Source organism: Nonomuraea deserti (assembly GCF_004348685.1).
Lineage (GTDB): Bacteria > Actinomycetota > Actinomycetes > Streptosporangiales > Streptosporangiaceae > Nonomuraea > Nonomuraea deserti.
The window spans coordinates 1-26,398 of the sequence record NZ_SMKO01000145.1 but is presented as its reverse complement, the minus strand read 5'-3'; the positions used below and the strand labels follow the sequence as shown (position 1 = coordinate 26,398).

Annotated in this window: 27 protein-coding genes and 1 pseudogene; 15 read left to right on the top strand and 13 right to left on the bottom strand. The window is 71.5% G+C overall.

All coding sequences use genetic code 11. The annotated features are described in order from the left end of the window. Positions 1–882: acyltransferase family protein (locus E1292_RS36215; protein ID WP_132601852.1), on the bottom strand; the 882-nt coding region annotated here is incomplete at its 3' end. Between the two features lie 250 nt (positions 883–1,132). Between E1292_RS36215 and E1292_RS36210 the strand changes: the two genes are divergently transcribed. The 3 genes from E1292_RS36210 (at position 1,133) to E1292_RS36200 (ending at position 4,119) form a co-directional block, all read left to right on the top strand. Continuing rightward, positions 1,133–2,005 carry a sulfotransferase family protein gene (locus E1292_RS36210; protein WP_132601849.1) on the top strand — a complete coding sequence of 291 codons (873 nt, stop codon included), beginning with the start codon at positions 1,133–1,135 and terminating at the stop codon, positions 2,003–2,005. Further along, positions 2,002–3,165: a glycosyltransferase family 4 protein gene (locus E1292_RS36205; protein WP_132601846.1), complete on the top strand. Its 1,164-nt coding sequence runs from the start codon at positions 2,002–2,004 to the stop codon at positions 3,163–3,165. Before E1292_RS36210 ends, E1292_RS36205 begins: the two co-directional genes overlap by 4 nt. A 132-nt stretch (positions 3,166–3,297) precedes the next feature. Beyond that, complete coding sequence (locus E1292_RS36200) at positions 3,298–4,119, top strand: SAM-dependent methyltransferase (protein ID WP_132601843.1); 822 nt, start codon at positions 3,298–3,300, stop codon at positions 4,117–4,119. A 34-nt stretch (positions 4,120–4,153) separates the two neighbouring features. Here E1292_RS36200 and E1292_RS36195 read toward each other — a convergent pair whose 3' ends face one another. Beyond that, entirely contained in the window at positions 4,154–5,059 is a 906-nt protein-coding gene (locus E1292_RS36195; protein ID WP_246090573.1) for a Sco1979 family transcriptional regulator, read from the bottom strand. A 352-nt stretch (positions 5,060–5,411) separates the two neighbouring features. Here E1292_RS36195 and E1292_RS36190 point away from each other — a divergent pair, with 352 nt between their 5' ends. Next, on the top strand, positions 5,412–6,521 hold the full coding sequence (locus E1292_RS36190; RefSeq protein ID WP_132601840.1) for a hypothetical protein: 1,110 nt from the start codon (positions 5,412–5,414) through the stop codon (positions 6,519–6,521). Positions 6,522–6,540: 19 nt separating this feature from the next. On the opposite strand, the gene E1292_RS36185 is transcribed toward E1292_RS36190, so the two are convergent. Next, the gene (locus tag E1292_RS36185) at positions 6,541–7,245 is read right to left on the bottom strand and encodes a TetR/AcrR family transcriptional regulator (RefSeq protein WP_132601837.1); all 705 of its coding nucleotides are present in this window, start codon (positions 7,243–7,245) and stop codon (positions 6,541–6,543) included. A 271-nt stretch (positions 7,246–7,516) separates the two neighbouring features. Between E1292_RS36185 and E1292_RS36180 the strand changes: the two genes are divergently transcribed. The 3 genes from E1292_RS36180 to pdxR all read left to right on the top strand — a co-directional run bounded on the left by E1292_RS36180 (position 7,517) and on the right by pdxR (position 10,741). Beyond that, positions 7,517–7,987, top strand: coding sequence for a hypothetical protein (locus E1292_RS36180; protein ID WP_132601834.1), 471 nt, complete (start codon positions 7,517–7,519; stop codon positions 7,985–7,987). Then, positions 7,984–9,150 carry a zinc-dependent alcohol dehydrogenase gene (locus E1292_RS36175; RefSeq protein ID WP_132601831.1) on the top strand — a complete coding sequence of 389 codons (1,167 nt, stop codon included), beginning with the start codon at positions 7,984–7,986 and terminating at the stop codon, positions 9,148–9,150. The genes E1292_RS36180 and E1292_RS36175 overlap by 4 nt, the downstream gene beginning before the upstream one ends. A gap of 94 nt (positions 9,151–9,244) precedes the next feature. Continuing rightward, complete coding sequence (pdxR, locus tag E1292_RS36170) at positions 9,245–10,741, top strand: MocR-like pyridoxine biosynthesis transcription factor PdxR (protein WP_132601828.1); 1,497 nt, start codon at positions 9,245–9,247, stop codon at positions 10,739–10,741. Between the two features lie 208 nt (positions 10,742–10,949). On the opposite strand, the gene E1292_RS36165 is transcribed toward pdxR, so the two are convergent. The 4 genes from E1292_RS36165 to E1292_RS36150 form a co-directional block, all read right to left on the bottom strand. Then, positions 10,950–11,810, bottom strand: coding sequence for an NAD-dependent epimerase/dehydratase family protein (locus E1292_RS36165; RefSeq protein ID WP_246090572.1), 861 nt, complete (start codon positions 11,808–11,810; stop codon positions 10,950–10,952). Next, entirely contained in the window at positions 11,807–12,217 is a 411-nt protein-coding gene (locus tag E1292_RS36160; protein ID WP_132601825.1) for a cupin domain-containing protein, read from the bottom strand. The genes E1292_RS36165 and E1292_RS36160 overlap by 4 nt, the downstream gene beginning before the upstream one ends. A gap of 67 nt (positions 12,218–12,284) precedes the next feature. Then, positions 12,285–12,812 carry a hypothetical protein gene (locus tag E1292_RS36155; RefSeq protein WP_132601823.1) on the bottom strand — a complete coding sequence of 176 codons (528 nt, stop codon included), beginning with the start codon at positions 12,810–12,812 and terminating at the stop codon, positions 12,285–12,287. A gap of 115 nt (positions 12,813–12,927) precedes the next feature. Next, entirely contained in the window at positions 12,928–13,185 is a 258-nt protein-coding gene (locus E1292_RS36150; protein WP_165974923.1) for a hypothetical protein, read from the bottom strand. Positions 13,186–13,295: 110 nt separating this feature from the next. On the opposite strand from E1292_RS36150, the gene E1292_RS36145 reads away from it, so the two are divergent. The 3 genes from E1292_RS36145 to E1292_RS36135 are packed head-to-tail and all read left to right on the top strand — an operon-like array spanning position 13,296 to position 16,458. Further along, positions 13,296–14,567 (top strand): sensor histidine kinase, encoded by a 1,272-nt coding sequence (locus E1292_RS36145; protein WP_132601820.1) that lies wholly within the window; start codon positions 13,296–13,298, stop codon positions 14,565–14,567. Beyond that, on the top strand, positions 14,555–15,217 hold the full coding sequence (locus tag E1292_RS36140; RefSeq protein WP_132601819.1) for a response regulator: 663 nt from the start codon (positions 14,555–14,557) through the stop codon (positions 15,215–15,217). The genes E1292_RS36145 and E1292_RS36140 overlap by 13 nt, the downstream gene beginning before the upstream one ends. A gap of 59 nt (positions 15,218–15,276) precedes the next feature. Then, complete coding sequence (locus E1292_RS36135) at positions 15,277–16,458, top strand: serine hydrolase domain-containing protein (RefSeq protein ID WP_220447228.1); 1,182 nt, start codon at positions 15,277–15,279, stop codon at positions 16,456–16,458. A 103-nt stretch (positions 16,459–16,561) separates the two neighbouring features. Here E1292_RS36135 and E1292_RS36130 read toward each other — a convergent pair whose 3' ends face one another. Then, positions 16,562–16,810, bottom strand: coding sequence for a hypothetical protein (locus E1292_RS36130; RefSeq protein WP_132601817.1), 249 nt, complete (start codon positions 16,808–16,810; stop codon positions 16,562–16,564). Between the two features lie 213 nt (positions 16,811–17,023). Between E1292_RS36130 and E1292_RS36125 the strand changes: the two genes are divergently transcribed. Next, entirely contained in the window at positions 17,024–18,358 is a 1,335-nt protein-coding gene (locus tag E1292_RS36125; RefSeq protein WP_132601815.1) for a lipase family protein, read from the top strand. A gap of 40 nt (positions 18,359–18,398) precedes the next feature. On the opposite strand, the gene E1292_RS36120 is transcribed toward E1292_RS36125, so the two are convergent. Both E1292_RS36120 and cpt read right to left on the bottom strand, forming a co-directional pair. After that, complete coding sequence (locus tag E1292_RS36120; RefSeq protein ID WP_132601813.1) at positions 18,399–19,796, bottom strand: PLL family lectin; 1,398 nt, start codon at positions 19,794–19,796, stop codon at positions 18,399–18,401. Positions 19,797–19,973: 177 nt separating this feature from the next. Next, the gene (gene cpt, locus E1292_RS36115) at positions 19,974–20,507 is read right to left on the bottom strand and encodes a chloramphenicol phosphotransferase CPT (protein WP_246090571.1); all 534 of its coding nucleotides are present in this window, start codon (positions 20,505–20,507) and stop codon (positions 19,974–19,976) included. Positions 20,508–20,687: 180 nt separating this feature from the next. Here cpt and E1292_RS54340 point away from each other — a divergent pair, with 180 nt between their 5' ends. The 4 genes from E1292_RS54340 to E1292_RS36095 all read left to right on the top strand — a co-directional run bounded on the left by E1292_RS54340 (position 20,688) and on the right by E1292_RS36095 (position 23,515). Next, positions 20,688–21,017: a winged helix-turn-helix domain-containing protein gene (locus tag E1292_RS54340; protein ID WP_281284117.1), complete on the top strand. Its 330-nt coding sequence runs from the start codon at positions 20,688–20,690 to the stop codon at positions 21,015–21,017. A gap of 94 nt (positions 21,018–21,111) precedes the next feature. Next, positions 21,112–21,681, top strand: coding sequence for an NADPH-dependent FMN reductase (locus E1292_RS36105; RefSeq protein ID WP_132601809.1), 570 nt, complete (start codon positions 21,112–21,114; stop codon positions 21,679–21,681). Positions 21,682–21,701: 20 nt separating this feature from the next. Next, positions 21,702–22,676 (top strand): ATP-binding cassette domain-containing protein, encoded by a 975-nt coding sequence (locus E1292_RS36100; protein WP_132601807.1) that lies wholly within the window; start codon positions 21,702–21,704, stop codon positions 22,674–22,676. Next, a complete protein-coding gene (locus tag E1292_RS36095) occupies positions 22,673–23,515 on the top strand; it encodes an ABC transporter permease (protein ID WP_132601805.1) in 843 nt (280 codons plus the stop codon). Before E1292_RS36100 ends, E1292_RS36095 begins: the two co-directional genes overlap by 4 nt. A 176-nt stretch (positions 23,516–23,691) precedes the next feature. Here the strand turns inward: E1292_RS36095 and E1292_RS36090 are convergent, their stop codons facing one another. From E1292_RS36090 to E1292_RS55185, 3 genes and pseudogenes are all read right to left on the bottom strand, one after another. Continuing rightward, positions 23,692–24,834 carry a methyltransferase domain-containing protein gene (locus tag E1292_RS36090; protein ID WP_165974922.1) on the bottom strand — a complete coding sequence of 381 codons (1,143 nt, stop codon included), beginning with the start codon at positions 24,832–24,834 and terminating at the stop codon, positions 23,692–23,694. Next, a complete protein-coding gene (locus E1292_RS55190) occupies positions 24,834–24,968 on the bottom strand; it encodes a hypothetical protein (protein WP_281284116.1) in 135 nt (44 codons plus the stop codon). The genes E1292_RS36090 and E1292_RS55190 overlap by 1 nt, the downstream gene beginning before the upstream one ends. A 162-nt stretch (positions 24,969–25,130) precedes the next feature. Further along, positions 25,131–26,398, bottom strand: a pseudogene (locus E1292_RS55185) (hypothetical protein); the annotation flags it as partial.

Genomic DNA, 26,398 nt, shown 5'->3' with positions numbered 1-26,398 from the left:
GCCAGGGGCAGCGCGACGGCCGGGCGGGCGGACAGGCGCCCGTCCTGCCAGGCGAAGCCGAGCTGGTGCACCGCCAGCCAGGCGAACAGGTAGTTGCCCGCCCCGCTGTACGGCGACCATGCTGATCGGATAGGGGCCGAACACGGTGAGCCCCACGAGGGCGGCCAGCCCGGACATGGCCAGGGGCAGCGCGACGGCCGGGCGGGCGGACAGGCGCCCGTCCTGCCAGGCGAAGCCGAGCTGGTGCACCGCCAGCCAGGCGAACAGGTAGTTGCCCGCCCCGCTGTACGGGAGCCACGGCACCAGCCGCCCCATGTCGCCCGCCGCGACGAGGGCGGCCAGCACGATGGGCACGGCCAGCCCGTACCTGCGGTGCAGCGCGTGCATCACCGGCGTCAGGACCACCGCCGACAGGTACGCCACCAGGAACCACAGCGGGATCCCCGCCAGCCAGACCCCCATGCCGACCAGTTCGGGACCCACCCCCGCGACCCCGGCGGCCAGGCCGGCGGCCGTGAGCACCGCCAGCAGCATGGTGGTGGGCCGCACCAGCCGGTCGGTACGGCGCAGCGTCCACCCGGTGGCGCCGCCGCCGTCGCGGCGGTGGGCGGCGAGCGAGGCGGCGTTGGCGTAGCCGCCGACCAGGAAGAAGATCGGCATGACCTGGAACAACCAGGTCAGCGGCCGGGTCCACGGCACGACGTCCAGGACGTTGACCCCGTGCAGGCCGCCGTCGTAGCTGACCGAGAGCACCAGCCAGTGCCCGGTCACCACGGCCGCGATCGCGACGGCACGCAGGAGGTCGACGTGGCGGTCGCGGTGGGCGGGGGTCTGCTCGGCCTTGCGCCGCAGCTCTCTCGCGGCCCGCTCGATGGCTCCCATGGCGCCCTCAGTGCACCGTGTGCTCTTTCATGCTGGAGCATCTACCCAACCCGGGAGGCACCCGCGGGAACGACGGGAAAATGGGCACGGGTAATAGCCGTGATGTTTCCTCTACATACGGTTTGCATCGCGTGTTCTTGGCGTGACACATGGTCATTTCTTGCCGTGCGATGGCGTGTTCATCAGTCACGATCGAGTTCGGCGATGATTTTCAGGTAATCCACAGAAAGGGCAGGTAACCTCGCCCACCATGATGTGGCAGCGTACGTTCAACAGCGCGCTGGCCAAGTACGCAGGATTCCGGATCGAACGGGTAGGAAAAGCGGAGAATGCGAAGAAGGTCGTCGAGCGGCCCAGAATGGCCGCCCCCGACACTTCTTTCAGGCCGCCGACCGACCCCCGCGATCGCCTGCTCGAGGCCCCGGTGTTCGTGATCTCCCCCGTCCGGTCCGGCTCGACGTTGTTGCGGTCGATGCTCAACGCGCACCCGGACCTGCACGCCCCCCACGAGCTGCACGTACGCCGGTTGAGCGTGGACTTCGGCACGACCCTGGCCGAGAAGGCGATGGAGGCGCTCGGGCACAACCGTGCCGACATCGAGCACCTGCTGTGGGACCGGGTGCTCCACCGCGAGCTGGTCCGCAGCGGGAAGCGGTACATCGTGGACAAGACGCCGGCCAACGCCTTCGCCTACGAGCGGATCGCCGCGTGCTGGCCGGATGCCCGGTTCGTGTTCCTGCTGCGCCACCCCGCCTCGATCGCGACGTCCTGGTACGAGGCCAGCCCCGGCAAACGCACGCCGGACGAAGCGGCGGCCGACGCGTTGCGGTACATGAAGGCGGTGGAGCGTGCCAGGAAGGCGCTGCCCGGCCTGACCGTGCGCTACGAGGAGCTGACCGCCGACCCGGAGAAGATCAGCCGCCTGATCTGCGACTTCCTCGGCATCGCCTGGGCGCCCGAGCTGCTCTCCTACGGCACGCCCGACGTGGTGACCAAGGGCCTCGGCGACTGGAAGGACAAGATCCGTTCGGGCACCGTGCAGAAGGGCCGCGAACTGCCCGCGCCGGCGGAGATTCCTGAGGTGTTGCACGCCATGTGCCGGACGTGGGAGTACCTACCGTGAAGATCCGATACATGCTGCTGCACGCGTACGGCATGGGCGGGACCATCCGGACGGTGGTCAACCAGGCCAACGCGATGGCACAGGCGGGTCACGACGTCGAGATCGTCAGCGTCGTCCGCCGGCGGAGCAGTCCGCAGTTCGCCATCGACGAGCGGGTGCGGGTGTGGGCCCTGGTGGACCAGCGTGACGGCGTCGCCGCCGACTCGCTGGCCCGCAAGGTGTGGCGGCGTGCCCGCGGCAAGATCGTGCCGTACGGCGAGTTCGCCGCCGAATACTTCACGGAGCGGGTCGAGGGCGCGGTCATGGACTACGTGTCCGGGCTGGAGGGCGGCATCCTGGTCACCACCCGGCCCGCGCTCAACCTCATCTCCGCGCGCCGCGGCTCGCGCAAGGTGATCAGGGTCGCGCAGGAGCACATGAACCTGGGCTCCTACCATCCGGCGGTACGCGAAGAGATCACCAAGCACTACGGCCGTTTCGACGCGGTGACGGTGCTGACGGAGACCAGCGTCAAGGAATACCGGCCGCTGCTGCCCGGCACCCCGGTCGTGCGCATCCCGAACGCGGTCGACATGGAGGGTCGCAAGCACTCGGATCTGACCCGCCCGGTGGTGATCGCCGTCGGCCGGCTGGTGCCTCAAAAGGGCTTCGACATGCTCATCAAGGCCTACGCCGCGATCGCGCCCGAGTTCCCCGACTGGCGGCTGCGCATCTTCGGCACGGGCCCGTCCAAGGACCGGCTGCAGCAGCGGCTCAACGAACACGACCTGGGCGACCGGATCCGGCTGATGGGCCGCAGCGACCGCATCCACGAGGAGCTGTCGCAGGCGTCGGTGTACGCATTGAGCTCGCGGATCGAGGGCCTGCCGATGGCGATGATCGAGGCGATGGGTCACGCCCTGCCCATCGTCGCCTTCGACTGCCCGACGGGCCCCGGTGACGTGCTGACGCACGACGTGGACGGCGTGCTGGTGCCGCCGCGCGACATTGAGGCGTTGTCGGCGGCGCTCAGGCGGGTGATGGGCGACTCCGCGCTGCGCCGGCGGCTGGGCGCCGCCGCCGCCGAGGTCGCCCACGCGTACACCCCGCAGGTCGTGATGCCGCAGTGGGAGCGCCTGTTCACCAGCCTGAGCAACGGCGAACGGATCGTCGCCGACTGACCGGCGGCGAGAGGATCGTGCGGCGCCGGCCGTCTTCGGCGGCGCCGCTGTTCTGTTCATGATCTACTTTCGGAGCGGACGGGACGCTAGGTTGAGATCCCCGCAGGCCCTCCGGAAGGAGACAAGCCCCTCATGACAGGTGAACCCCCTCCCACCGGTCCCGTGCCCGCGTCCGGCATCGACGCGTCCGTGCCGCACGCCGCCCGGATGTGGAACTACTGGCTCGGCGGCAAGGACTATTACGACGTCGACCGTGTGGCCGGCGACCAGTTCAGCCAGACGTTCCCCGATATCGTGCACATCGCCCGCCTGTCCCGGCACCTGCTCGCCCGCATCGTGCGCCATCTGGTCCACGAGGCGGGCGTGCGCCAGTTCCTCGACATCGGCACCGGGCTGCCCACGGTGGACAACACCCACGAGGTCGCCCAGCGGGCCGACCCGTCCTGCCGCGTCGTCTACGTCGACAACGATCCCCTGGTGCTCGCGCACGCCCGCGCCCTCCTGGTCGGCACGCCGGAAGGCGCCACCGACTACGTCCACGCCGACCTGCGCGACCCGGGGGCGATCATCTCCGCCGCCGCCAGGACACTCGACCTCGACCGGCCCGTCGCGCTCATGCTGATGGGCATCGTCGGTTACGTCACCGACGAGGAGGGGGCCCACGACATCGTGCGGAGGCTGGTCGACGCCCTGCCGTCCGGCAGCTACCTCGCCCTCTGGGACGGCGTCAACCTGGTCACCGGCGAGGCGCTCGACCAGGCACAGGACGACTACAACTCGGGCGGCGGCGTCCCCTACAACCTGCGCACCCCCGAGCGGTTCGCCGCGTTCTTCGACGGCATGGACCTCGTCGAGCCCGGCGTGGTGTCCCTGCCGCTGTGGCGTCCCGACCCCGACCCGCTCGCCCCGCTGGAGGAGGTCGACGCGCTGTGCGGCGTGGCCCGCAAGCGGTGAGCCCACAGCGGGCCGCAAGTGAGCCGCGCAGCGGCTACATCGTGACCATGATCTGACGCAGGATCTCCGGGGTCGCCGACGGCGGCGGCGCCTGCACGCTGAGCTCGTTCATCAGGTGCTGGTAGGGGCGGACCTCGGAGTCCTTGGTGAGGTACTGCGCGCCGGCGAGGTGTTCGAGGTAGACCACGTCGTCCAGCTCCGCCTGGGCGAAGCGCAGGATGGTGACGGGGCCGACGCCGCCGGCCACGCCCTCGAAGCTGAACGGGACCACCTGCACGGTGACGTGCGGCAGCTCGGCCTGCTCGACGAGGTGGCGGAGCTGGTCGCGCATGACCGTCCCGCCCCCGACGCGGCGGTGCAGCGCGGCCTCGTCCAGGATCACCCACAGCTTGTGCGACGCGGGCTCGGACAGGATGCGCTGGCGGCGCATGCGCAGCTCGACGCGGTGCTCGATCAGCTCGGCGGGCTCGTCCTTGTGGCCCTGCACGAAGACCGCGCGGGCGTAGTCCTCGGTCTGGAGCAGGCCGGGGACGAACTGGATCTCGTGCGTACGGATCAGCGCCGCGTCCTGCTCCAGCCCGAGGTAGGCCTCGAACCAGTCGGGGATCATGTCGCGGTAGTCCTGCCACCAGCCCGGCGCGTTGGCCTGCTCGGCCAGGACCAGCAGGGCCTGGCGTTCGGTGTCGTCGGCCACGCCGTACAGGGTGAGCAGGTCGGCCACGTCGCGCAGCTTGAAACTGCTGCGCCCGCCCTCCATCCGGCTGATCTTGGAATGGGAGCCGCGGATGGTATATCCCGCCTTTTCGCGGCTGATCCTGCGCGACTCCCGCAGCCGGCGCAACTGTGTCCCCACCAATATGCGCAGCGCCGTGGGCCCAGGCTGCAGAGAATCCCTGTCAGGAATATCGGTCGGATCGCTCATCTCGCGAGCAGTCGACATATATGCTCCTAATTCGGCACATCACCCCGGGCCGCCCACCGGCAATCCTGCCACGCAGGCGGCCTCAAACACCATATTTCGGAGCGAGCGGGCGACACACCGCCATTGCCCGGATACGGGGCATGCGTTTCGCTCTCTTCGCCGACCCGGGACCATACACGATCATCAAGGCACCGAAATGATCATCGCCTCGGCGCGCCCCTCCTATGCTCTCCGGGCCGCGCCCGACCCGCGTCGCGGCCGGCTTGGAGTGGTGAACCCCTTTGCTGTACCGTGACGTCCCGCTATGAATTCGACAACATTTCAAATAAATTCGAAATATTACAGTAAAGGCGTACCAACACTTGCCGCCGTGCTCGCCTCCGCCGTTGTATTGAGCGGCTGCGGCGTCGTCGATCCCGGCTCCCAGCGGAGGGCGGAGCGGCCGGGCGACGACCCCCCGGCCCAGACCCGGGAGCAGAGCCCGAGCGAGGAGCCCCTCCAGCCGAAGAACGACCCCCTTGCCGGAGACGGCCCCCTGTTCGCGCACTTCAAGCGGGTACGAGCGGCCGACCCCTGCGATCTCGTGCCGCACGCCATGCTGAAGAAGTACGGCCCTGAGCAGCTCACCGTGCGCGGGTCCGGCATCACCGAATGCCAGTACCTGACCGGACACTCCGATGCCTCCAAGAGCGTTTACAGCTTCAAAATCGATCTGCACGCGCACTTCGAGCAGGACGACGCGGAAGACGCCGAGCAGGAGGAGCTCGACGGGCGCACGATCTACCGCGAGGAATATTCCACCGACAGCGCGAGCCATCGCAGCTGCCATTACAAGGTGCCTTATGAGGGCGTGGAGGGCAGCGCGCTCGCCCTCGACCTGTTGAAGACCCCGCCCCAGGGCAAGGAGAGCCAGGAGTGGCCGCAGCGCTGCGCCGCCGCCAAGCAGTATCTCGGCGCGGTCATGGACAAGATCCTGGAGCTGCCGCCGCGGAAGGGCCGGGCGGTGGGCATCATGGGCAAGGACCCGTGCGCGCGCAAGGACGACCTGCTCGCCGCGATCGGCGGCTCGTACAAGCTCGTCGACGTGCGCTATTCCGGCCCGTACAGTTGCGATCTCGAGCTGGCGAACAAGGCGAAGAACCAGAAGCTCACGCTCGCCTCCAGCTTGGCCTTCCACGAGCGCCAGACCGGCGGCGAGTCGACCGCGGAGGTCAAGAACCGGCGGCTCACCATGAACGGCCTCTACACGCTCAACTCCAGGTCCGACCACCAGGTCTCCAAGTCCTGCCGGAACTCCGTGGAGCTGCGGCGGGCCACGAACAGCAGGAGGAACGACGCGCACTACGTGACCGTCGGCCTCTCCAGCGGAAAGCTGGAGCTGAAGGACGCGGACGACGGTTTCGAGGCGCCGCCCGTGTCGTGCGCGCTGGTCACCAAGCTCACCCGGATCGTCCTCGACGGCGTCCGGTCGTCCTCGTGAGAGGCCGCGCGCGGGACCGTCAGCCTCGTTCGAGATAGGCCTCGATGCCGTCGAGCACGCGTTGCAGGCCGAACTCGAACCCCTCGGCCGGCTTGCCCTGGCCGGCGAGGTGGCTCAGCACGGCGTTCAGGTGGGGGAACCGGTCCTGCGCCCGACTGATCAGCTCGTGGCCGAAGGAGGGGTCCTGGTGGTCGACGGACGGCTGGACGGCGCCGCGGACGTAGCCGTTGACGAGGAGCACGGAGTTCAGCACGTCGCGGGGTGGCAGGCCGGTGCCCGACATGGCGGCCACGGCGCTCTCGAGGCGGGCGGTCTCGTTCGGCCCCATGACGCGCGGGGTCGTCACCAGCGCGAGCGCCCACGGGTGGCGCAGGAAGATGTCGCGGGTGTCGCCGGCCCACCGCTCGATCGCGGCCCGCCAGTGCACGGGCTCGGCCGGCTCCGCCGCAGGAGGGCCGATCGCGGTGTCCAGCATCAGGCTGACGAGGTCGTCCTTCGTGGAGACGTGGCGGTAGAGCGACATGGTGCCCGAGCCGAGCCGGGCGGCGAGCCGCTGCATGGACAGCGCTGCCAGCCCCTCCTCGTCGGCGATGGCGATCGCCTCGGCCACGATCCGGTCGAGGCGCAGCACCGGCTTGGGGCCCCTGGGGGCACGCTGCCGATCTCCCCAGAGCCATTCGGCGCCCGTGGGCGGCCCTGCCCCCTTGCGGCTGCCGCCGGTCATCGCCCTCTCCTCCCACCGGGGCGCCACTGCGGCGCCGGCCGGACCTCCGGTGCGCCGCTCCCCTGCTCAACGCGCATGTGCTCACCGTAGCGGGGGCCGCTCACCGCCGCATTCGACGGATATCGCCGGCGTCCGCGGCATCACTGCGTATAGAATACCCAATTATGGGTACGACATACGCTGATACGTGGACCCGCGACCAGCCGGTGCTGCCGATCAGGTCCGTACGCCGGGCCGGTTTGCCGGGGGCGACCCCGGGCAGCCGCGGAGCATGAAAGCGTCCAGCACACAGCGGGCCGCCCGGGCCCGCGCGAAACTTCCTGCCCGCAGCCCTCGGCGGCACGGCAGGCGCACGGCCGTGCTCCTGGCCGGAGCGGCGGCGGTGGCCGGGATGGCGATCGTGCGCGCGGCACGCTCCGCGCCGCCCAACCCGGACGGATGGTTCGCCGTCACGGTCGAGACGGACCCCGCCCGGCTGACCGGCCCCGACCGGCCCGACGAACTGGCGCGCATCGCCGAACGGCACGAGGTCCGCATCAGCCCCGCCCCCGGCGGCCGGGGCAGCGAGATCGCGGTACGCGAGGCCGACGGGGAGACGCGCGACCGCGTACGCAAGCTGAAGCAACTGCTCGAAACCGGGGAGGTGCTCCTGGTCGACCGGCAGCCCGAGGGCCACCGCACCGCGCTCGGCCGCGTGGGCACGCCGGCGTTCCGGCATCTCACGAGGAAGGGCACGCGATGAGAGCACTGTGCTGGACGGGCGTGAACGAGGTGTCGGTCGAGGACGTCCCCGATCCCGGGCTGCTCAACCGGCAGGACGCCGTGGTCAAGGTCACCGCGAGCTCCACGTGCGGGTCCGACCTGCACCTGCTGGACGGCTACGTGCCCACGATGATGGCCGGCGACGTGCTCGGGCACGAGTTCGTCGGCGAGGTGGTCGAGACCGGCCCCGACGTGCGCGAGCGGCGCGTCGGCGAACGGGTGACCGTGTGCTCGATCATCGGCTGCGGGCGCTGCCACTACTGCAAGGAGGGGTTGTGGTCGCTGTGCGACAACTCCAACCCCAACCCCGGCTTCCTGGAGACGGCGAACGGACACGCCTCGGCGGGCATCTTCGGCTACTCCCACGCGCTGGGCGGCTTCGCGGGCAGCCACGCCGAATACGTACGCGTGCCGTACGCGGACGTCAACGCCTTCCCCGTGCCGGAGAACGTGCCGGACGCGAGCGCCGTGTTCGCCTCGGACGCCGTACCCACCGGGTGGATGGGCGCCGACCTCGGTGAAGTGGGGCCCGGTGACGTGGTAGCGGTTTGGGGCTGCGGCGGCGTCGGCCAGATGGCGGCCCTGGCGTCCCTGCGCGTGGGGGCCGACCGGGTGATCGTCATCGACCGGTTCCCCGAGCGGCTGGACATGGCCGCCGAGATGGGCGCGGAGATCCTGAACTACGGCGAGACCGACGTGCTGGAGGCGCTCAAGGAACTGACCGGCGGACGCGGTCCCGACGTGTGCATCGAGGCCGTCGGCATGGAGAGCCACGGCACCGGCGCCCAGTACGCCTACGACCGGGTCAAGCACGCCCTGCGCCTGCAGACCGACCGCGGGATCTCGCTGCGCCAGGCCATCCATGCCTGCCGCAAGGGCGGCGTCGTCTCCGTGCTGGGCGTCTTCCTCGGCGTGGTCGACAAGTTCCCGATGGGCGCGGTCATGAACAAGGGCCTGACGCTCCGCGGCGGCCAGCAGCACGGCCACCGCTACATCCCGATGATCCTCGACCGGATGAGCAAGGGCGAGATCGACGCCTCACCCCTGCTCACCCATCCCATGCGGCTGGAGGACGGGCCCAGGGGCTACGAGCTGTTCAAGAAGAAGCAGGAAGGCTGCGTCAGGGCCGTGTTCCGCCCGTGACGACGGCGCGCGGCCCGGCTCCTGAGCGCCGGCACGGGGACGCGTACCATCCATCACGTCGTTCACGTGGCATGACAGGGGGCATGGAGGCGGCGTGGCGGAGCAGCCTGGCGGGCTCGACCTGCATCTCGACCTGCATCTGGACGGGCAGCTCGACGGGCGCCGCGACGGGCGCCGCGGGCCGGGCGCGCTCGGGCGGTCGCTGGAGTCGGCGCTGCGCGACGGGGTGCGCTCGGGCCGGCTGCCGCCCGGCACCCGGCTGCCGGGCAGCCGGAGCCTCGCCGCCGATCTGGGCATCTCGCGGGGCACCGTCGTCCAGGCCTACACCCAGCTGATCGCCGAAGGCTGGCTGACCGGTGCGCCGGGATCGGGCACCTCGGTCGCGACGCCCCCCGCGCCGATCGCGGAACCGGGCGAGAAGGCGGTCGCCGGCGCCGGGAGGGGCCGAGAGGCGGAACCCGCGGTCGCCGGAGCCGGGAAGGGCCGGAAGGCGGAGCCCGGCGACGGGTTCTGGTCGGTGGACCTGCGTCCCGGCCGGCCCGACGTCGGGTCGTTCCCGCGTACGGCGTGGGCGTCGGCCGTGCGCCGGGCGCTGGCCACCGCGCCCTCCCATGACCTGGACTACGGCGACCCTGCCGGGCTGCCGGTGCTGCGGCAGGCGATCGCCGGTTACGCCGGGCGGGCCCGCGGCGTGCGGGCCGGCGCCGACTCCGTGATCGTGGTCGGCGGGTTCTCCTCCGGGCTGGCGCTGCTCGCCCGGGCCCTGCGCGGCCTCGGCGGCACGCGGATCGCCACCGAGGACCCCGGGCTCCCGCGCCACCGCGAGCTGGTGCGGGCCGCGGGGCTGGAGACGGTGCCGCTCGCCGTCGACGCGGGCGGCGCCGACCCGGCGGGACTGCCCGTACGATGCGCGGCCGCGCTGCTCACCCCCGCACACCAGCACCCCCTGGGCGTGGTGCTGGCGCCCGAGCGGCGGGTGGCGTTCGCCGGCTGGGCGCGGCACGCCGACGGCTACCTGATCGAGGACGACTACGACGGGGAGTTCCGCTACGACCACCACCCGGTCGGTGCCCTGCAGGCGCTGGCGCCCGACCGGGTCGTCTACGCGGGCAGCGCCAGCAAGGCCCTGGCTCCGGGGATGCGGCTCGGCTGGCTGATCGTGCCACCGTCGCTGCGCGAGCCGGTGATCAGGGCCGTCGAGGACACCGGTGCGGCGGTTCCGTCCGTGACGCAACTGGCCTTCGCCGACCTGATCGAGCGGGGCGAGTACGACCGGCACATCCGCCGCTCGCGCCTGGTCTACCGGCGGCGCCGTACGGAGCTGGCACAACGGCTCCCGTCACCGCTGCCGGGAGTGGCCGCGGGCCTGCACGCGCTGCTGCCCCTCCCCTCGGCCGAGCGGGAACGGCGGCTGATCGAGGCGGGGCGGCGGGCAGGCGTACGTCTCCAAGGCCTGAACGCGGCCGGCTACTGGTACGAGCCGTCCGGCGACCGGCCCGCCGCGCTGCTCATCGGCTACGCCGCCCCGCCCCGGCACGACTGGCGCCGCGCCCTGGAGGCCCTCTGCGCGCTCACCGCCTCGTCGGCGTAACCATCCGACCGCGCCCGCCCGACGCCATCGGCACGACCGCCCACCGCGCCCGCCCGGCCTCATCGGATCACGTGGCGGACGCTCGGGTGGGGCCCGACAGGCTCGCGACCGATCCGTGGTGGTGGCAGGGAGCCACGCCGCCGGACCGGGGTCACGCGGCCGGGTCGACCGTGACCCCGTGGTCCGAGGCGTACCGGCGGCGCCAGGATCAGCCCGTTCGGGACATCACCTGGGCGAAACCGTCGCGCCATGAGGGATGGGCGGGCGCCCAGCCCAGGTGCTTGCGGGCGTAGTGGTTGTCCGCGCCCCGCGCCGCCGGGTTCCTCGGGGCGTCCGAGCGGGGCGGCGGCGGGGCGCCGACGGCCTGGCAGAAGGCGGGCAGCCAGTCGGCGGCGGGCGCGGGCTGGTCGTCGCAGATGTTCACCGCCCCGGTCGGCCAGTCGAGTGCCTGTACGGCGGCCGTCGCGGCGTCGCCGGTCTCGACGAAGCTGCTGACGTCGCGGCCCGCCACGAGAGCGCCCTGCCGGGCCTGCCCGGCCATCGACCCGCCGGGCTCGTAGAAGGTGCCGGGGCCGTACAGCAGGCCGTATCTCAGCACCACCCATTCGGGCAGCTCGCGGACCGTGTCCTCCAGCGCCACCACACCGTCGCCGCTGACCCGCCGCAGGCCCTCGGCGTCGACGTCGAGCGGGGTCTGCTCCTGTGCGGGGGTGTCACCGGGTTCGTACATCCAGGCGATGCTCTGCGCCACGATGCGGCGCACGCCGGCGGCCAGCGCGGCGTCGACCATGTTGCGGGTGCCGAGCTTGCGGAGGTCGGCGTTCGCGGCGGGGTCGCCGCCGCTCAGGTCGGTCAGCTGGTGCATGAGCACGTCGGGGGCGGCCTCGCGGACCGCCAGGGCGAGGCCGCGCGCGTCGAGGACGTCGCCGCGCACGGCGGCGGCGCCGTCCGGCACCGGTCGCCGGCCTCTGGTCAGCGCCGTGACCCGGTGGCCCGCGGCGAGCAGCCGCGGCACGATGTGGCGGCCGAGCACGCCGGTGGCGCCCGCCAGGAAGACGTGCATGATCATGCCTCCGCGGGCCTGGGCGCGCGGCGGTCGCGGCGGGCCGCGAGCTCGCCTTCGTCCACGAGCGTGAGCATCGGCTCACCCGGCACGCCGGCCATCACCACCACGAACCGGGTCCAGGCGTCCTTCAGGTTGTTGGCCGCCTGGTAGTGGATCACGTCTCCGCCGGGCTCCCAGAACGCCTCACCGGCCCTGATCACCCGTTCCGGCTCACCCTCCAGCTCGAAAATCATCTCTCCTTCGAGCATGTAGCCGAAGACCGGCCCGGAGTGCCGGTGCGGCGGCGTGCCCGGGTCACCCGGCGGCAACTCGACCTTCGCCGTCATCATCTCCGCCCCCTGCGGGATGAACGGCGGGACCTGGTGGTCCAGGGTCGTCAATACCGTTCCCGACCTGCTCTGCATCGTCATACGGCCGAGGCTAGGCGGCCATCGGACCACGCACATAGACCGGTTCGGGGTCGATCCAGTGGACCACTCAGCCCTTGACCTTGAAACTGCTCTTCGACGGTTCGAACATCGGCACCGTGCCCTGGCAGGCGTTGACCGGCGCGCCCAGGAACTCCCACATCCAGAACATGGTGTCGCGGCGCCCCTTGTCGTGCACGGTGAAGGAGACCTTCTTGCCGGTCACGTCCATGGCCGGCTTGTCGCCGAGCTTGACGTAACCCTTGCTGATGACGCCGGTGGCAACCGCGATGCCGTCGGCCGCGACCAGGCAACTGATCTTGCCCTCGAAGTCGCCCACGGTCGGCTCGCCGGGCTTGCCCGCGTGGAACACGTCGAAGGTGCCCCGCGTCTTGGTCCCGTCACTCGTGGCGTCGATGGCGAAGCGCACCTTCTCCCCGGCCCACTGGCCGAACGACTCGGGCAGCGTCCCTGAGGCGCTGCCGCGCAGCGAGTACACGGGCGCCTCGACGGCCGCGGCCTCCGAGACGGCCCCGGCGGGGGTGGCCAGCAGGGCGAGAGCGGCTAGCGGCGTGGCGAGTGCGATGGTTCTGTTCATGCCCGTCAGCCTGTCGGCGACAGCTCTCCGGGGGCTCCCTCCGCCGGGGGATCCGCCTCCCCCGGCAGAGCCAGCCCGTACGCTCCACCGGGGCGGGCGGTGCCCCGGTGGTGCGTCACCGGCGGCGGTCCTTGCGGTACTGGGCGATCAACCCGCCTCCCAGCGCCAGCGTGAGCAGGCCGAAGCCGATCCCGACAAGAGGATTGACGCCGATCGTGGACGTCACCATGTTGCACACGGCGCTGACACCCAGCAGCGACCAGAGAACGGGCAGGGTCATCCTGCCGCGGGCGGCGATGTCGGAGTCGGTCATGGTGTGCTCCTCACTCGTCGTGGTCGTCATGCCGTCGAAGCTACGGAGCGTCGCCGTCATCGGCGATCCCGCCACCGGGACACCGGGGGTACAGCAGGCTGTACTCTTCCCCCGGCGATCTCCACCAGCCCTCTGACGATGGCCTATCGTCTGAGCGGGAGGTGCGGGGAATGCCGGTCAACGACCCCACTGGGGGTGAGAAGCCGGTCCGTCCATGGGACCCGATCGTTCGCGGCCGCGCCACCCTTGACGGGCTCGAATATCTGGCCGGCGGGTTCGGCACGGCGGTGCTGGTGCTGATCGCCCTGCTCGGGGTGATCGTCAGCGCGCTGGCCTGCCTGGTCGGCGTCGGCCTCCTCGTGTTGCCCACCGCGCTGCGGGTGTTGCGCGCCATCGCCGACCGCGAGCGGGCGCGGCTGTCCCGCTGGGGCCCGGAGATCATCGCCCCCGAGCCGCTGCCGTCGGGGCTGCGGGCCGCTCTCAAGCAGCCGGTCACCCGGCGCGAGCTGGCCTGGGCGCTCACGCACGGGAGCTTCGGGCTGGTGCTCGGCCTGATCGGCATCACCCTCCCGCTCTACGCCGCGCGTGACATCACCTATCCCCTGTGGTGGCACCTCATGCCGCCGGGCGAGACCGGCGGCCCGGGCATGGGCTTGCTGGAGGTGAACGGCCTGCCCGACACCTTCGTGATCGCCGTGATGGGCTTGGGGTGGATCGTCCTCACCCTGCTGCTCGTCCCGGTCATCCCGCGGTTACAGGCGTGGCCGGGCCGCCGGCTGCTGGCCGCCGGCCCGGGGGTGGACCTGGCGCTGCGGGTCGCCCAGCTCACCGCGACCCGCGCGGCGGCGGTGGACGCGCACGCCGCCGAACTGCGGCGGATCGAACGACTGCTGCACGACGGCACCCAGAACCGGATCGTCGCCGTCACCGTCATGCTCGGCGCCGCCCGCCGCGCGGTGGCCCGCGACCCGGCGACCGCCGAGGCCATGCTCGAGAACGCCCAGGGCGCCGCCGAGCAGGCACTCGCCGAACTGCGCGGGGTCGTGCGCAGCATCCTGCCGCCGGTGCTCGAAGACCGCAGCCTGTCCGACGCGCTGACGGGTCTGGCGGCGGCCAGCCCGGTGCCCTGCGGGATCGACGCCGACCTCCCCCGCCGCTGCGCCGTGTCCGTCGAGGCCACGGCCTATTTCGTGGTGGCCGAGGCGCTGAACAACGTCGCCCGGCACAGCGGGGCGGGCCGCGCCACCGTCACCGTCCGCCAGCGGGACAGCCGGCTCTGGCTGACGATCGTCGACGACGGCCGCGGCGGAGCCGGGGAACGATCCGGGTCCGGCCTCGCCGGGATCCGCCACCGTACAGAAGCGCACGACGGAACGTTTGCGCTGACCAGCCCCCCAGGTGGGCCGACCACCCTGAATGTGAGTTTGCCATGCGGATTGTGATCGCCGAGGATGACCCGTTGCTGCGCGAGGGTCTCGCGCTGCTGTTGCGCGCCGAGGCGCTCGACGTCGTGGCCACCACCGCCGACCCCGACGGCTTCCTGGAGGCGGTGGACACCCACAGGCCCGACACGGCCATCGTCGACGTGCGGATGCCGCCCACCCACACCGACGAGGGCATCAGGGCCGCCGTCGAGGCCCGGCGCCGGCAGCCGGGCCTGGCGGTGCTCGTGTTGTCGGCGTACGTCGAGCAGGCCTTCGCCACCGAGCTGCTCGCCCACGGCAGCGCCCGGCTGGGCTACATGCTGAAGGAGCGGGTGGGACGGGTGCAGGAGTTCCTGACCGCGCTGCACCGGGTGGCGGACGGCGGCACGGCCATCGATCCGGAGGTCGTCGCGCAGCTCCTCACCCGCACCCGCCCCGGCAACCGGCTGGAACGGCTCAGCCCCCGCGAGCGCGACGTGCTGTCGCTGATGGCCGAGGGCCTCGGCAACGCCGCCATCGCCGAGCGGCTCTTCGTCACCGACGGCGCCGTGCACAAGCACATCCGCAGCATCTTCGCCAAGCTCGACCTGGCGCCCACGGACCGCACGGACCGCCGGGTGGCCGCCGTCCTGCACTACCTCGAGAGCGGCGCGCGGCACTCGGCGTAGTGCTGGCTGTACCACCGGACTCCAGCACGTGGGATCGATCAAGGGACCGGCTCGCCGACATGCTTGAGGGCATCACAGAGAGCCGTGAGCAGGAGGCGTTCCCCATGATCGATCTGCGCGTCACCACCCAGCGTACGCTGGCGGGACTGGCCGGGCTGGCGCTGGCCGGCACGCTGGCGGCCGCCCCGGCGAGCGCGGCCGAGCCGTCGTCGACCCTGCAGCGCAGGCTCGACGCGCTGGTCACCGACGGCGGGTTCCCCGCCGCCCTGGCGGCGGTGCGCGGGCGCGACGGGCGCACACGGCACTACACCGCGGGCGTGGCCGACCTGAAAACCGAGGCCAAGGTGCCCGTGGACGGCCGCGTGCGCATCGCCAGCAACACCAAGATGTTCACCGCCGTGGTCGTTCTCCAGCTGGTCGGCGAGGGCAAGGTCAAGCTGGACGCGAAGGTCGAGAAGTACCTGCCCGGGCTGCTCCGCGGCAAGGCCGGCGACGGCAGGAAGATCACGGTACGCCGGCTGCTGCAGCACACCGCCGGCCTGCCCGACTACGACGGCGTGCTGCTCAAGGACTACTTCGACATCCAGCACCGCCACTACGAGCCGTACGAACTGGTCCAGGCGGCCAGGACGCAGAAGGGCACGCCCGTCGGCCGCTGGAGCTACAGCAACACCGGCTACGTGCTCGCCGGGCTCATCGTCCAGCAGGTCACCGGCCGGCCCATCGGCGAGGAGATCACCCGGCGCGTCATCAAGCCGCTGGGCCTGAAGAAGACGTACTGGCCGGGCCTGGGTGACCAGAGGATCCGCGGGCCGCACCCCAAGGGCTACTGGCGGACGAAGCCCGGCGAGCCGTACACCGACGTCTCCACGATGGACCCGTCCATGGCCTGGGCCGCCGGCCAGCTGATCTCCACGCCGAGCGACCTCAACCGGTTCATGCTCGGGCTGCTGGACGGCAGGCTGCTGGAGCCCGAGCAGCTCGAGCAGATGAAGAAGACCGTCGCCGCCCCGCAGTTCGACACCACGGGCAAGGCCCGCTACGGGCTCGGCATCGCCACCTTCACGCTGAGCTGCGGCGGCGTCGCCTGGTCGCACGGCGGCTCCGCCCCCGGCTACGCCACGAGCAACGCCGCCACCGAGGACGGGCGGGCGGCCACCATCGCCACCACCGCGCTCCCCGCCGACATGAAGACCGTCAAGAACATCGAGACCGCGCTGGACCGCGCCCTGTGCGAATGATCCGTCGCGCCGTGCCCGTCCGCTTCCCGGGCCCGTCCGCTTCCCGGGCCCGTCCGCTTCCCGGGCCCGTCCGCTTCCCCGGAAGCGGGCGGGCACGTCCGCGTCAGGCGCCCAGGTCTCTGACGATGTTGTCCAGCCGGGTCGCCACCGCCTCCAACGTCTGGTCGGTGGGGCCGTCGTCAGGGAACTGGGCCGCCACCTCGTCACGGCTGGCGATGACCAGGCCCCGGTGGGCGTCGTCCACCTCGGCGGCCGGGAGCACGACGCAGTCGCCGCGGACGTAGACGAGCGTCGCGTCCTGGTGGCGCGAGTCCAGCAGTTGGCGGACGCATTCCGGATCGATGAGTGACATCGCGGCTCCTCGCCGACAGTGCTTGGCGGCCGTCACCGCGCGTGTGCCCGGCTCCGGCCTCAGCAGTGCGCTTACCCCCCTGGAGAAGGTGAAACCAGGGGAGCTACGGACAAGTCGCGCCACTACCTTATGTGCTCGATATATCACCAAGAGTGACCGTAGGGTGAGGCCAGTGGCCCAGCGGGCTTCGCTTTGAGCGAGAGGATCGAGCACATGTCCCAGGAACCGAGAATCGACGTCGAGACCAAGGCACAGGGGATCGAGGGCACTCTCTCCACTGACCAGGTCCAGCGCATCGCGGACGCGCTCGGACGTCAGGGGGTCTGGTTCGCCACGCCGCCCGCGCGCGACGGCCAGGCGCCCAGGGCCGACCTCGTCTGGGACCTGGTGGGCGACAAGCCGCACCAGGGTCACACGGCCACCGGCCGGGCCGCCGTGCACCTGGCGGAGGGGCACACGGCGCTGTCACGGCCGCTGATCATCGCCGACGGCTTCAACTACGGGCCGAGCGACCTCGACGCCCTCTGGCTGCACCTCAACGCCCCCTACCAGAAGAACGTCCCCGGGTTCCTCGACCAGCTCAGGATGATGGGCATCGACGTGGTGCTGCTCGGCTTCGACGAGCGGCACACGTACATCCAGGCCAACGCCGCCGTGGCCGTCACCTGCGTCCTGCGCGCCATCGAGGAGCGGCGGGGCGACGATCCGCTGGTCGTCGGCGGCGTCAGCATGGGCGGCATGATCACCAGGTACGCGCTGGCGCGCATGGAGAGCGAGCGCCTCGACCACCAGACGGACAAGTACTTCTCCTACGACACGCCACACCTCGGCGCGTGGATCCCGCTGGTGCTCCAGCAGCTGGCCTACCTGCACGAGTCGATCCAGCCGGTGTCCGACGGGCCGGGCCAGGCCGACCTGATCCGCAGCCCGGCCGCGCAGCAGCTGCTGTGGGCCTGGGTCGAGAACGAGAACTACTCGGGCCCCGTCACCACCGCCAGCACGCTCCGCACCGACTTCCTCGACGACCTGCGCCGGGTCGGCTGGTTCCCGATGCGCCCGTACAAGCTGGGCCTGGCCAACGGGATCGGCAACGGCACGGGCCCCGTCCTGCCTCCCGGCACGCCGGTCTTCGACCTGCGCCACGACTCCCTGCAGCTCACCGCCAGGATCCAGCAGGACATGGGCGAGTTGCAGAACGTCGGCACGGTCCGGTTCGGCGGGCCGGTGTGGACGAGCGCCACCAGCCACGTGGCCGCGTTCGACGGCGCTCCTGGCGGCACGCTCGACTCGTGGGGCCGGGTCGCCGACGCGATGGGCCTGCCGATCGACGACGCCCTGCGCGCCGGCTGCTTCGTCCCCGTGGTCAGCGCCGTCGCCCTGGCCAGGGACCCCTTCCAGTGGCAGGCCGAGCTCTACCGCGACCTCAGCGACCTGCCCAAGGACGAGACGTTCCTGGACGCGTTCTGCTGCGACCTCGGCAACACGGCGCACAGCAGCGTGTCCCCGACCCTGGTCGAGTGGTTCCTGGAGCAGCTCGCGGGGTGGTGACCCGCGCACCGGGTGCCGGCTCGGGCCGGCACCCGGTGTTTCAGCGGCGGCCCCTGTGCACGCACATGAGCTGGTCGCGGGTTGCGTTCTTGTCGCGGTAGGCGATGACGGCCGGGCCCTCGCCGCTGTGGTGGCCGGGCAGCCGCTGGTCGATGCTCCAGCCGGAGCCGTTGAAGCTGGTCCACCAGAGGCTCTGGTCGGCGTCGCCGCGGTGCACGCAGTAGAGCCGGTCCTTGTAGACGGTCAGCGACGGGCCCTCCGCGGCGTGGTGGCGGGGGAGCTTCTGGTCGGGGCTCCACTCGGCGCCGTCCCACCGCGTCCACCACAACGACGAGTCCTCGCCCGCCCCGCGGTGCACGCAGTAGAGGTGGCCCTGGTAGACGGCCAGCGCCGGGTTCGACCGGCTGGAATGGCCGGGCAGCCGCTGACCGGGGCTCCATGCGGAGCCGTCCCACCGCGTCCACCACAACGACGCGTCGTCACCGCTGCCCCGGTGCACGCAGTGGAGTTGCCCGTCGTACGCGGCCAGCGCGGGGGCGGCGGAGCTGGCGTGGTCGGGCAGCTTCTGGTCGGGGGTCCAGCGGGTGCCGTCCCAGCGGGCCCACCACAACGCGTGGTCGCCCGCGCCCCGGTGCACACAGTAGAGCTGCCCGTCGTACGCGGCCAGCGCCGGCCCCGAGTCACTGAAGTGCTCGGGGAACCGCTGGTCCTCGCTCCAGCCCTCCTCGGCGTCGTAGACCGTCCACCACAGGCTGGAGTCGCCGTCGCCGCCGCGGTGTGCCAGGTAGAGGCGGTCCTGGAACTCCGCGAGGGCCGGCCCCGACACGCTGAAGTGGTCGACGAACGGCTGGTCGTCGCTCCACCCCTCGTCCGGCTCGTGCATCGCCCAGTAGAGCTGGGCGTCGCCGCCGGGCCTGTCGTCGTCGCGGGCGGGGACGAGCATGGCGGGCGCGGTCCACGGCGAGACCAGCCGGACCCCGTACGGCCGGGCGGCCGAGGCGATCCAGGCGGCTTTGTCCCGCACCGAGCGCTCGACGATCCGGGCGAGCCAGGAGCCCAGCACGGCGCCCGAGATCTCCCCCGCCGGTTGGGCGATCTCGGAGGCCAGCAGGGCCGCGCTCTCGTTGAGGTGGATCTCGAAACCCCACCACCTGGCCACCGGCCAGACCTCCGCGCCCATGGCGCGGAGGTCGCGCTGGAGCCCGCGTACGCGCTCCTGGTCGTGAGCGGCGAGTGCGGCGATCTGGCTCTCGCTCTCCCGCCTGGCCTCGGCCGCGGTGCGGGCGGAGGCGTCTTCCAGCAGCTCTGACGCCACCGCCTCGTCGACCGCCGCCGAGGCCGCCGGGTCGTCCTGGGAGTGCAGCAGCGTGGCCTCGCCGCCCGCCGCCGTCTCCTCAGCGTCGATCTCTATCTTCTCGGCCCGGGTGTCATCGGTCATTTCAGCCCCCTGGAGTGATCCGCGGCTGCACGCTGCATACGTGCACCAACCCGACCCATAGTAACTATGAGTAACAACTCGATCACTCTGGGGCTATCTGTGTCTTCCCCAGGTTGCCCTCAGTGGCCTGGAACCTCTGGCCCGGCGGCCGCGGCGATCCCGTCCGCGGTGCCCTTTTCAGCCGACGCGGGCGGCGATGACCCGCGCGCAGTCCAGGGACTCGGTGCGGGTGGTGTCGACCTCCAGGTCATAGGTCACGCCCTGGTGGACCACTTCCGCCTGCAGGGCGGCCATTCCCCGGGGCCGGTCCCCCCTTGCGATCTCGCGGCCGGCCGCGACCGCGCTCTCGCACCTGACGCCGACCCACAACACGTCCAGCCCGGCGAGAGCCTTCTGCCAGCGCTCCTGAGATCCCGCTCCACCGAGGAAGACGTCGTCGATGATGATCCGAGCACCCGCACGGGCCATGGCGGCGACGCCCTCCGTCCACGCCGTGTCCAGAGCCATGAATTCCGGCCCGACGTTCACGGCACCGTCCGGAGCGAACTCGATCCCGGACTCCGACCCCCGCACGGCAGCGGGCATCGCGTCCACCAGGGTGTCGACCCCGAGAGCGAGCCATGGGTCCGGCAGGACCGCCTGCAGGCACCGGACGATGCCGGACTTCCCCGAGCTCGACCCGCCATTCAGCAAGATCACTTGAGTGGTCACGACGCCACACTAGAGCGTCCAGCGGCAAAGATGAAAGCTCATTTCGGACAGTACGGTGAACAACGCCCTGGTCAACGCCCCGGCAGGCCATCCGCGACATGGCCGGGCGCCCTGCCGTTCACAGCAGATTCCCAAGGCGTCATCATCGAACTCTCATCCACGGACGCCATCGTCACGAGCATGCACGTGCAGTCGGAGGCCGTACGCCGGCCCGCGCTCGTGGTCGGCGACCTCACGCTCGACCAGAGAACCCGCGAGGTACGGCGGGCGGGCGTGGAGATCAAGTTGTCGCCCACCGAGTTCGAGCTGCTCAGGTTCCTCATGCACCATCCCGGGCGAGTGCTCAGCAAGGCGCGGATCCTCAACCGGGTGTGGGCCTACGACTTCGGCGGCCAGGGCAACGTCGTCGAGCTGTACATCTCGTACCTGCGCCGCAAGGTCGACGCCCGGCGCCAGCCGATGATCCACACCGTGCGCGGGGTCGGCTACACCATCAAGCCCGCCGGCTGACGTCCCCGGCGCCCGTGCCCGTCCCGCTAGATCCGATCTAGCGGCCCGCCTAGCGCCTCAAGGGTGAAGGACAGGCGCGGCAAGGAGGCGGCACATGGCGAGCACCCCGCTGCGGGTCGCGGTCATCATCGGCAGCACCCGAGCCGGCCGCGCCTGCGACACGGTCGCCCTCTGGTTCGCCGAGCGGGCCCGCCACCGCGAGGAGCTCGCCGTCGAAGTGCTCGACCTGGCCGGCTACGCGTTCCCCGGGCGCTATCCGGCGCAGGCGACGCCGGCCATGCGCCGCTTCGCCGGAGCCATCGGCGCCGCCGACGCGTTCGTCGTCGTCACCCCCGAGTACAACCGCAGCTTCCCCGCCCCGCTCAAGCAGGCGATCGACTTCGCCTACGACGAGTGGCAGGCCAAGCCGGTCGGGTTCGTGTCCTACGGCTCGGGCTCCGCCGGCTTCTACGCCGTCGAGCAGCTCCGCACGGTCTTCTGCGCCCTCCACGCGGTGACCATGCGCGACTGGGTAGGTCTCGACCTGCTCGGCGGCGACTTCGACGGCTGCGCGCCGCGCGACACCGACGACCGCCTCAGGGCCGTCGGAGCCATGCTCGACCAGCTCACCTGGTGGGGCACGACGCTGCGCCGGGGCAGGCGCGCCCAGCCGTACGTCTCATGAACACAGCGGAAAGGAACACCATGCCTGATCTGGCGATACAGACCTCCGGCCTGGTCAAGGTCTTCGGCGACACGCGCGCCGTGGACGGCCTCGACCTCGCCGTGCCGGCCGGCGCCGTGTACGGCGTGCTGGGCCCCAACGGCGCGGGCAAGACCACGGCGGTACGCATGCTGGCGACGCTGCTGCGACCCGACGGCGGTGAGGCTACCGTGTTCGGGCACGACGTGGTGCGCGAGGCCGACGCCGTACGCAGCCGGGTGAGCCTGACCGGCCAGTACGCGTCCGTGGACGAGGAGATGACCGGCGCCGAGAACCTGATCCTGCTCGGCCGCCTCCTCGGCCACCGCAGACCGGCCGCCAAGGAGCGGGCGGCGCAGCTGCTGGAGGCGTTCGGGCTGACGGAGGCCGCAGGACGGCAGGTCAAGACCTACTCCGGTGGCATGCGGCGGCGCATCGACATCGCCGCCAGCATCCTCAACACCCCCGAACTGCTCTTCCTCGACGAGCCCACGACCGGCCTCGACCCGCGCAGCCGCAACCAGGTCTGGGACATCGTCCGCATCGTCGTCGCCCACGGCACCACCGTACTGCTCACCACCCAGTACCTTGAGGAGGCCGACCGGCTGGCGAACCGCATCGCGGTCATCGACCAGGGCAAGCTCATCGCCGAGGGCACACCAGGAGAGCTGAAGTCCTCCGTCGGCGCGGGCGCGGTCCACGTACGGCTGCGCGACCCGGCCACCCGGCCCGACGCCGAACGCGTGCTGGCCGAGGCGCTGGACGCGACCGTCTACCTCGACGCCGACCCGGTGGCGCTCACAGCGCGCATCACCGGCAACGGGCGCGAGGCGGCCGCAGCCGAGCAGGCCTCGCGCGCCCTCGCCCGCCTCGCCGAGACCGGCATCGTCGTCGACGACTTCTCCCTCGGCCAGCCCAGCCTGGACGAGGTCTTCCTCGCCCTCACCGACCACCCCGCCACCGAGGAGGCAGCATGAGCACCGCCACCGAGACCACCACCACCTACGCGCCCGCGGCCGAGATCCTCGGCACCGTACTGGCGCCGGGGGCGAAACCGCCGCGGCCGAGCGCGTGGTCGGCGTCCATGACGTTCGGCTGGCGGGCCATGCTGAAGATCAAACACGTGCCCGAGCAGCTGTTCGACGTGACCGCGTTCCCGCTCATGATGACGCTGATGTTCACCTACCTGTTCGGCGGCGCGCTGGCCGGCTCCCCTACCGAATACCTGCAGTACCTGCTGCCGGGCATCATGGTGACCAGCGTCGTGATGATCACCATGTACACCGGCGTGGAGGTCAACAAGGACATCGAGAAAGGCGTCTTCGACCGGTTCCGCACCCTCCCCATCTGGCGCCCCTCCACCATGATCGGCTATCTGCTGGGCGACATCCTGCGCTACACGATGGCCTCGACGGTCATCCTCCTGGTGGGGCTGGTGCTCGGGTTCCGCCCGCAGGGCGGTCTGGCCGGAGCGGTGGGCGGGATCCTCCTGCTGCTCGGCTTCTCGTTCGCCTTCTCGTGGATCTGGACGATGTTCGGGCTGATGCTGCGCAGCGAGAAGTCGGTGATGGGCATCAGCATGCTGGTGCTGATGCCGCTGACCTTCCTGAGCAACGTGTACGTCCAGCCGGCCACGATGCCGGGGTGGCTGCAGGTGTTCGTCAACGCCAACCCGATCACCCACCTGGTGGCGTCCGTACGGTCGCTGATGGCGGGCACCCCCGACCTGGGGGAGCTCACGTGGGTCCTGGTGGCGTCGGTGCTGCTCATCGCCGTGTTCGGCACGCTGACGATGCGCCTCTACAACCGCAAGTGAGAGGGTACGGCCGAGCGCGAAGGGCGTCACAACACGCAACGGCGCGGACGGGCACACCGATGACCCGCTCGATCAAAGGCGCGCCGCTGACGACGGCGCCCTTGCGCAGGGTCGGCATCATCGCCTCACTCTGATCGCTACCGCATCGCGCGAGGGTCAGGGACAAGCGAGCGTTTCTATCCACCGATCACATGATCGGGCGTGTCCAGCCAGATGTGCTGCCCGTCCCGGGTCACCGTCATCCCGAACCGGTCACGTCCGGGCTCGCCCCAGCCGATCCACCGGAAATAGGCCTCGGTCACCTCATCCCACAGCGGGCGGTCGCCCATCTGGTAGACGGTGTGCTCGGCTTCGCCGCGCCGATGGACGGCGACCGCCCACCGGCCGGGATCGGCCGGGTCGACCACGTACGTCAGGAATCTGTGCTCCTCACGAGAGATGTGCGCGTACAGGCCGGTGATGGCCGCCATGGCCAGATCCGCGCCAGGCGGTGCGAGCCCGATGGTCCGCGGGTGCACCTCCGTGGGGCGGCTCAGACCGCTGCCGTCATCGGCGGCGCACGGCCCCGGCCGCTGGGAGCGCATCATCATGTAGGAGGCATGACCGGGAAAGCGGCCCATCGCGGTGCCGTCCGGCATCCTCACCAGCCGCAGCGCATGGTCGTCGCCGAAGCCCGGGCAGTAGGGGGCGACGACCACCCCTCCCGGGCGGCACTGCTCGATCCAGGGGTAAGGGATCGTACGCACGCCACAGGTGACGTGGACGCGATCGTAGGGTGCCCGCCCCGGTAAGCCGTTCGCCCCGTCTCCGGCGACCACCTGCGCGTGCGCCCCGGCCACGGCGAGGTTCTCGGCCGCACGTTCCGCCACGACCTCGTCGATCTCGATCGTCGTCACGCTGCCGTACGGACCGGCCAGGTGAGCGAGCAGCGCCGCGGTCCAGCCCGTGCCGGCGCCCACCTCCAGCACCCTGTCGTCAGGCTCCGGATCGAGAAGCTGCAGCAGATGCGCGACCGTGCTCGGCGCGGACGATGAGGAGGTGTACGCGCCCGCCCCTGCCCTGATGCCGGTGGCACCGTCGTCGAGCTGAGTGACGATGGGACAGTGGGAGTAGACCGTGTCCCACCAGGTGCCGGGGTCGGCCTCCCGATCGATGACGAACGGCTGCGCGGGATCGCCGGGCGCGGCCAGCGCCACATCGGGGATGAACCGATGGCGGGGCACCGCGCGGATGGCCTCGATGACGAAACCCTGAATGTCGTCGAAGCCGCCGATGTGCTCGATCAGCCGCTCGACGTGCAGGGCGACGGCCTCCTCCACTACTTCTTGCCGCCCTTGCCCTTGTCGTCCGCGTGCTTCCCCTTCGGTTTGCGGTGGCCGTCGGGCGTGGCCTTGCTGGGGTCGGCTTTGAACGGTGCACCTTTGGGACTGCTGGGGTCTTCGTGCTTTCCCATCCCGGTGTTCTCCTTCACCGCGGGCACCTGGTGTGATCGTACAATCACGGACAGGCGCGAACAAGCGCGGTATGCGGCTCGGTCGGGACGTCAAGCCGCACCCGCGACGGCCCGGCCACCTCCGGTGCCTTCCCGCGATCGCCGCGGCCGAGGGCGGTGTGTTCAGAGGCGCCAGGGGATGGCGTCGTCAGGCTGGTATCGGCAGGTGGAGCCCGTCGAGACGGTGGCGCGCAGGTGGGCGGCCAGCTCTGGGTGGGCGTGGTCGAGCTTGCGCAGCGTGTCGCGGATCCGTGCGGTGACGGTCTTGCGGGCCCGCTCCGCCTCGTCGCCCAGGCGCCGCGTGCGCCCGCCCAGACCGGCCGCGGCCCGCAACTCCTCCAGCAGCGCGGCCCGCTCCCGGTCGGACTCGGCCGCCCGCCGGTCGTCGCCCAGCTCGACAGCCCGGTCGATCTCCTCGTCGAGCTGGGCCAGGCGGCGCCGGTAGCTGGTCTTGGCCCGCTCGTCGAGCACGTCGTCGCCGCCCATCCGGCGGGCCGCCACGACCACCTCGCCACCCTGCGGGTCGAGCAAGCGTACGGCGGGCACGTCGTCGCCGGGGCGGCTCAGCAGGGTGTGCAGGTCGCGCAGGCCCTTGGCGTCGGGCACGTGGGCGGCCCGCCCCGCGAAGACCAGCGCCCAGACCGCGCCGTCCTTCCTGAACTCCCCACCGACCCCGCCGTCCGTGCCGTACGTCTTGCGCTCCCCTCCGACCCCACCGTCCCTCCCGGCCCTTCCGCCGACCGCGCCGCCCGTCATGGCACCTCCGGGCACCGCGCCGCCCGTCGTGGCGCCTCCGGGCACCGCGCCCCTCGTCGTGGCGCCTCCGGGCACCGCGCCGCCCGTCATAGCGCCTCCGGGCTCCGTGCCTGTCTCGGGCGTTCCGGCGGCCTCATGCGGCGGCGCCGGCCGGCGCGCGAGATCGGCTGCTTCCGGGGAGCGGGCGCCCATGGCCCCCGGCTCGTCGGCGGTGGTCGGCTCCATGGCGTGCCCGGGTGGGTGGGCGGCACTTCGGTCGCCGGACGGCCCGGCCTGGTCCGGCGGTCTCGGTGCGCCGGCTGCGGCGACCGGGTGACCTGCGGGACCATCGGGGGCGGCGAGGTCGGCAAGGTCAGCGACTCCGGCGGGGGTGGCGAGGTCAGCGACTCCCGCGGTGGTGGCGAGGCCCGCGCGAGCGGCGGGACCAGTGGGGGCAGCGGCAGGATCGGCGGCGGCGAAGTCGGCGGGGATGCCGGGGACGTCAGGGGCGAAGTCGGCGGGGACGCCGGGGACGTCAGGGGCAACGTCGGCGGGAGCAGCGGAGACGGTGGAGTCGGCGGGGACAGTGGAGTCGGCGGGGACTTCGGCGACGAAGTCCGCAAGATCGGCGGGGGCGGTGGAGTCGGCGGGAGCAG